Here is a 5,447-nt window from a genome sequence, read left to right as displayed (position 1 = left end):
CTAGGACCTGTCCGGCCGATCATGTGACCGTCACTTGATCAGCTCGTTGTTCTGGGCGTGGGGCGGGATGAGCGTGGTGATCTGTCGGACGCCGAGTGGGAGCGGCTGCGGTCATTCCTGCCGGTGAGTAACGGTCGGTGCGGTAGATGGCGTGACCATCGGCAGGTGATCGACGGAATTCTGCACCGGGTGCGGACTGGGGTGCAGTGGCGAGATTTGCCCGAGCGGTTCGGTCCCTGGAAGACCATCTACGAGCGACACCGATTGTGGTCGGCGGACGGTACTTGGGAGCGCCTGCTGCAGCAGGTCCAGGCCGCGGCAGATGCGGCAGGCGAGATCGATTGGGATGTGGCGGTGGACTCCACCGTCGTGCGCGCGCACCAGCACGCGGCTGGTGCCCGCACTGACCCGCCGCCTGCGCTCGCTGTTTCAAAAGGGGCCGAAGCATCGGAACACCAGAGCGAAACGCCGTGGCAGAGTCTCGTCGGCCGGCTGGTGGAGGTGGTGCGGGAGGCGAGGGCCTGGGCCGCTCGCGGGGCGGCTTCACCAGCAAGATCCATCTGAGTGCGGACGGCTGCTGTCGCCCGCTGTCCCTGATCATCACACCCGGACAGCGAGCCGATTGCACCCAGTTCATGCCGGTGCTGGAGAAGATCCGGGTTCCTCGGCACGGAGTTGGCAGGCCCCGCAAAAGGCCGGACAGCGTCGCGGCCGATAAGGCATACAGCAACGGCCCCTGCCGCGAGTATCTGCGGCACCGGGGCATCCGGCACACGATCCCGGAGAAGGCCGACAGCCATGCTGCCCGCCTTCGTAAGGGATCACGAGGCGGACGGCCGCCAGGGTTTGACGAGGACCGGTACAAGAAGCGCAACACCGTCGAACGGGCCATCAATAAGCTGAAGAACTCGCGAGCCGTCGCGACTCGGTATGACAAGCGTGGCTACGTATTCCTCGGCACCGTCATGGCAGCCGCCCTCGTCATCTGGCTGCGTACGTGAGCCTGCTCGCCGTTCAGGAGATGACCCACGCGTCCCTGCCCAGCTTGTTATAGCCGTCGTCCATTGTGTCGGCCGAGAGGAATATCGGTCGCGTGAGCAACCGATCGCCGGCCCGCTGCAGGCAGAAAGCCACACCGAGACTCTCCGACATGATCTCCCCTCCGGGCAGGAGGAAGAGCTCGGGATCGGGTTCTCGGAGCTCGGCACGTGCTTCCACCCAGCGCTCCAGCTCGGAGGGGACGCGACCGACCAACGCCGTGTCGTCCGCAAAGACCTGCGGTCCCCGAAGGGCGTCGACCTGAACAGCTCGCAAGTGGTCGCCCGCCGCGTAGTGGAGTGTCAGCCCTACCTCGGAGTGGTGTTCGTGACCTGCTTCGTCATGCGCGTTGCGCACCCCCCAGTTCGCCTGGACGCCGCCCAGCTCCGCAGACACCTCACCGCGACGCATCCCAAATCGCAGGGGTCCCACGCCTCCGAACGGATCCAACATCCACTGCTGCCGCTCGCTGTCCGGCAGAACGTCCCATCGCAGGGATCCCACGCCTTCGAACGGATCCAGCATCCACGGTTGCCGCTCGTTGCCCGGCGGAACGTTCCAGATACCCATGTGATCACCCTACGGTCACCGATCGCGCGTTCGGTTCAGCCCTTCGGCAGGCATCCTGACCGCCGCTTAGAGGCTGTTGCTGAACTCTGGCCCCGCCGTACATGCGACGGATGGTCGGTGTCGCTGTGTCGGTGTTTGAGCTGGTGGCACTGCTAGCGTGATCCTCCGCTGTGGTGCGGGTTGTGCCGTCCGGCTCTCGATCGTCCAGCACAGCTGGAGTGGAGCGTGGCTCCCCGCTGAGCTTTTTGCCGACGGTCGGCTGCTATGCCCGTGGCCGATTGCCGACATCCCCACATGCGAACTCACCACGGCTCTACCTATATTCAGAAACTCAGATACGGCATGTCTCATGCGAGGGGCACAGCGGGCCGCTGAGGCATGAAACGGGTGGTGAGGGGTGGACGGCATAGTGAACGCAGGCGCTTCGAGGGCGCACTCTCAGATGTCGCAGCGCAGGTATCTGGTGGTTTCGGTGGTGCTCGGGCTGATGCTGGGCACCCTGTGGCTGTTGGTGACGCTTCCGGCGCACCTGCATCTACGCTCTCTTCAGGACGGCATGCGGGCTGATGCGACGTTGGTTAAGAACGGCTTGTGCATGCTGGGTAGATGCCAGGTCGAGTTCGAGGCTGACGGGCGGAGAGTGGTGGCGGATCTGCCGGTCGGCAGCAGCGGCGGCAAGAGCTCAGTCGGTGATCGACTCACCGTCCGATACGAGGCAGACGATGCTCAGGTAGTGGCCCTTGAGGACGATGTCGACGGGGCAACCGCGATGGCGGTTATGTCGGGCGGGATTGCCCTGTTCTTCCCGGTGGCGATGGCCATCTTCTTGGCTCGGCAGCGGCAGGCCCTCATGCAGGACGGAACATTCACGCCCGAGCTTCGACTACCGGAATGATGGGAGTTGGTACCTCTTCGAACTTCGGAGTTTCCCATGTTGCCACAGGCGACGCGGATAGGAAGGAGGAGTGAACTGCAGGTCAGGCCCTCGCCGGGCGGGCCAGGCGGCGGGTCATGAGGGTGATAGCAGCCCAGGTGATGAGGGTCTCGGAGTGCTGGACGAGCCGTTCGTAGTCCCGGGCGTGCCGGCGGGCGTTCATCATCCAGGCCAGGGACCGCTCGACGACCCAGCGGCGCGGCAGGATGACGAACCCGGAGGTGTCCTTCGGTCGGGAGACGGTCTTGATCGTCAGGTTCAGGTGCTTCTTCGCCCAGGTCACGAGCTTGCCCGCGTAGGCGGAGTCGGCCCAGACGATCGCGATCTCCGGGTGCATGAGGCGCAGGCGGAAGAGGACTTCCTTCGCGGCAGCCGAGTCGTGCAGATCGGCGGGGGTGACCATGACCATCAGCGGCAGGCCGCGGGTGTCGACGACGAGGTGCCGCTTGCGTCCGTTGATCTTCTTGCCCGCGTCATAGCCGCGGGAGTCCTTGCCGACGGTCGAGGCCGCTTTGACCGACTGGGAGTCGATGATGGTGGCGACCGCCCGGGGGCCTTTGCCCATCTCGCGGCGGATGCGTCCGGCGAGATGGTCGCGGATCTGGCCGATCACGCCGCAGGCGGCCCAGCGAGCCATGAACCCCCAGACCGTGCGCCAGGGAGGGTAGTCCGCGGGCAGGGCCCGCCATTTGCAGCCGGTGTCGACGACGTAGCGAATCGCGTCGACGATCTCGCGGCGCGGGTGCTTCTCCGGCCGGCCCCCGGCGGCGGTTTCGCAGGCCGGGACCGGCAGCAGCGGTTCGATCAGAGCCCACCCGGCGTCCGACATGTCCGAGGGATAGCGGCGGCGACGCATGAGGATGTCCTTGACGACCCCCTCGTTCTCCGTCTTCCGGCCGGTCGGCCGGAAGACGGAGGGGCCCTGGCGGGTCAGGCGGTGGCGATGAGGTCGAGGGTGGATTCGATGGAGTTGAGCTGGGCGACGATGTGCCGTACCCACTTGTCGCCCGGGTGCGGCAGCCCGGCCAGCACCTGCCGCAGCCGCGGCACATCCACGTTCCCGCTGTTCAGCGCGTCGTACATCGCGCCATGCCCGCGCCGGTGCTCGGCCGTCAGTGTGAGGTCCACCGGCGAGGTCACCGGACCGTCCGCACACAGCAACGCATCCGTCAGCTCGAACAGTTCGTCCCCGCGCGCGGTCAGGCAGTCGAATAGGTCGTCCCGGAAGCGTGACGCTTGCGCGAACGCTTTCCCGGGACCGGTGTCAGGCAGCAGACTCACCTTCACGGCCTTCGTCTTGATCGGTGCACCTTGGTCGGAGCACATGATCAGACGAGGGCCGTGCTCACGTCCGGCGAACGCCCAGGTGAGCAGGCAAGTTCGAGGCCCATTTCGACCTGATGCCCTTGTCAACGACTGTGGGGAAACTGCTTCAGAATCTCGGCGGCAGCGTTGAGGGACAGCGTCGCCTCTGGCGTGATGGCCGATGGCCTGTCGTTGTCCCGCTCCAACCGAACCAGCCAATCTACGGCCATGTCCAGGTTCACGACCACCAATTCCCACAGCCTGGGGTCATCGATGTACTGGGCCATACGGTCGAGACAACCGCTAATGTGCTCGTCGACCACCAGGCCATCACGCTGAGCCAGGAGTTGCCTTGCTGCCTGCTCCACCGCGGCATACGGCAAGCCCTCGCCCTCAGTCTCATCCGAAGCGGAAGTATGGCGCTCGAACAGCGTCTGAGCGGTCTCGAGTAGACGGGTAACGTCCTTGACGGAGTGGCCGTCAGCGATCATCTCAGCGTCGCCAAGGGACAAGTGGAATGTCTTCTGCTTGTTCCGGTCGGCAAGCGCGCGAAGCGCGGTACGGAGCGTCAACCACACTCCTGGCGCGGCCGCCAGAACGACGGTCGCATACGCCGGGACGTCGAGACGCAAATAGAGCGGCCTTGGCAGGGGGATGGCACCAGCCCTCTGTAGCTCCGCCTCCAACTCCTCCCGGAGATCCCATGAGACCTCCATGACCACCACCCCGGGCGCGTCTTGCGGGGAGTCGTCCAGGACGTAGCCCTTCGGCGCCTTACGCTCCGGGGCCCTGATCAGAAGACGGCTGACCTGTCGAGAACTCACAACGATGACGTTATCGACTGCGCGTTCGCGGTTCCAAGGGGGTTAAAGAACAAGCTCTTAGCGATCACATGATCGGCCGGACAGCTCCTAGTCGATGAAGTCCCCGTCGACGTAGACCCACGCCCCCTCGTGCCGCTCGAACCGGCTGCGCTCGTGCAGGGATCCGGCCACGCCGTCGTGCGTGTAGGACGCCTCGAAGGTGACCATGCCGTGCTGGTGGAACGCGGTGCCGTCGGCGGTCTGCCGGATCTCCAGGCCCGTCCAGCGCATGGCCGGGTCGAAGTCCACGTCGGCGGGTCGGGTGCGCGGGGCCCAGGTGCGCAGCAGGTACGCCTCGTCGCGGACGACGAAGGCGCTGTAGCGCGAGCGCATCAGCAGCTCGGCGGTGGGGGCCTGCGCCGGGCCGGCGTGGAAGCGCCCGCAGCACTCCCCGTACGCGGCGGCCAGCCCGCAGGGGCAGGGCGAAGTGGAGGTGACGGCGGGGGCCGGGGTGCGGGCGGGGCGGGTGCTGCGACGGGTGCGACGTGCCATGCGCCCATTGTCGCGTGAGGCGGCACCGCGCAGGGCCCGGGGCCGAGCGGCGGGATCGCGCCATCGTGGGCTTTGGGCCCGCGCGGCGCTTCCGGGGCGTGGGGGGCGGCCGTATATTCCTGCGCCGACACGCAAGTTACCGGCGGTAAAGGGGTTGGGGCATGGACCGTACGGGCACCTCTCGACGCACGTTCGTGGCGGCGGGCGCCGCCGTCACGGCGGCCTCCTGGGCCGTCGGCGCACCG

Annotated in this window: 6 protein-coding genes and 1 pseudogene; 2 read left to right on the top strand and 5 right to left on the bottom strand. The window is 66.5% G+C overall.

What is annotated here, in order from left to right; all coding sequences use genetic code 11:
• The first annotated feature begins 57 nt into the window (after positions 1-57).
• A protein-coding gene (locus tag VIU94_RS32530) for an IS5 family transposase (protein WP_414721049.1) occupies positions 58-1,001 on the top strand; the annotation gives its coding sequence in 2 pieces (ribosomal slippage) (positions 58-457 and positions 457-1,001; 945 coding nt in all).
• 13 nt (positions 1,002-1,014) lie between these two features.
• On the opposite strand, the gene VIU94_RS32525 is transcribed toward VIU94_RS32530, so the two are convergent.
• On the bottom strand, positions 1,015-1,608 hold the full coding sequence (locus tag VIU94_RS32525; RefSeq protein WP_331916993.1) for a hypothetical protein: 594 nt from the start codon (positions 1,606-1,608) through the stop codon (positions 1,015-1,017).
• 442 nt (positions 1,609-2,050) lie between these two features.
• Here VIU94_RS32525 and VIU94_RS32520 point away from each other — a divergent pair, with 442 nt between their 5' ends.
• Positions 2,051-2,503, top strand: a complete 453-nt coding sequence (locus VIU94_RS32520; RefSeq protein WP_331916991.1) for a DUF3592 domain-containing protein — start codon at positions 2,051-2,053, stop codon at positions 2,501-2,503.
• A gap of 82 nt (positions 2,504-2,585) precedes the next feature.
• Here VIU94_RS32520 and VIU94_RS32515 read toward each other — a convergent pair whose 3' ends face one another.
• The 4 genes and pseudogenes from VIU94_RS32515 to VIU94_RS32500 all read right to left on the bottom strand — a co-directional run bounded on the left by VIU94_RS32515 (position 2,586) and on the right by VIU94_RS32500 (position 5,202).
• Entirely contained in the window at positions 2,586-3,398 is an 813-nt protein-coding gene (locus VIU94_RS32515) for an IS5 family transposase (RefSeq protein ID WP_331916989.1), read from the bottom strand.
• Positions 3,399-3,550: 152 nt separating this feature from the next.
• Positions 3,551-3,823 (bottom strand): annotated as a pseudogene (locus tag VIU94_RS32510) (transposase); the annotation flags it as partial.
• A gap of 128 nt (positions 3,824-3,951) precedes the next feature.
• On the bottom strand, positions 3,952-4,671 hold the full coding sequence (locus VIU94_RS32505) for a hypothetical protein (RefSeq protein ID WP_331916987.1): 720 nt from the start codon (positions 4,669-4,671) through the stop codon (positions 3,952-3,954).
• Between the two features lie 87 nt (positions 4,672-4,758).
• Positions 4,759-5,202, bottom strand: a complete 444-nt coding sequence (locus VIU94_RS32500; protein WP_331916985.1) for a YchJ family protein — start codon at positions 5,200-5,202, stop codon at positions 4,759-4,761.
• Positions 5,203-5,447: the final 245 nt, after the last annotated feature.

The sequence above is a fragment of the Streptomyces sp. genome (genome assembly GCF_036566765.1).
Lineage (GTDB): Bacteria > Actinomycetota > Actinomycetes > Streptomycetales > Streptomycetaceae > Streptomyces.
This window is presented reverse-complemented; position numbering and strand designations above follow the sequence as displayed.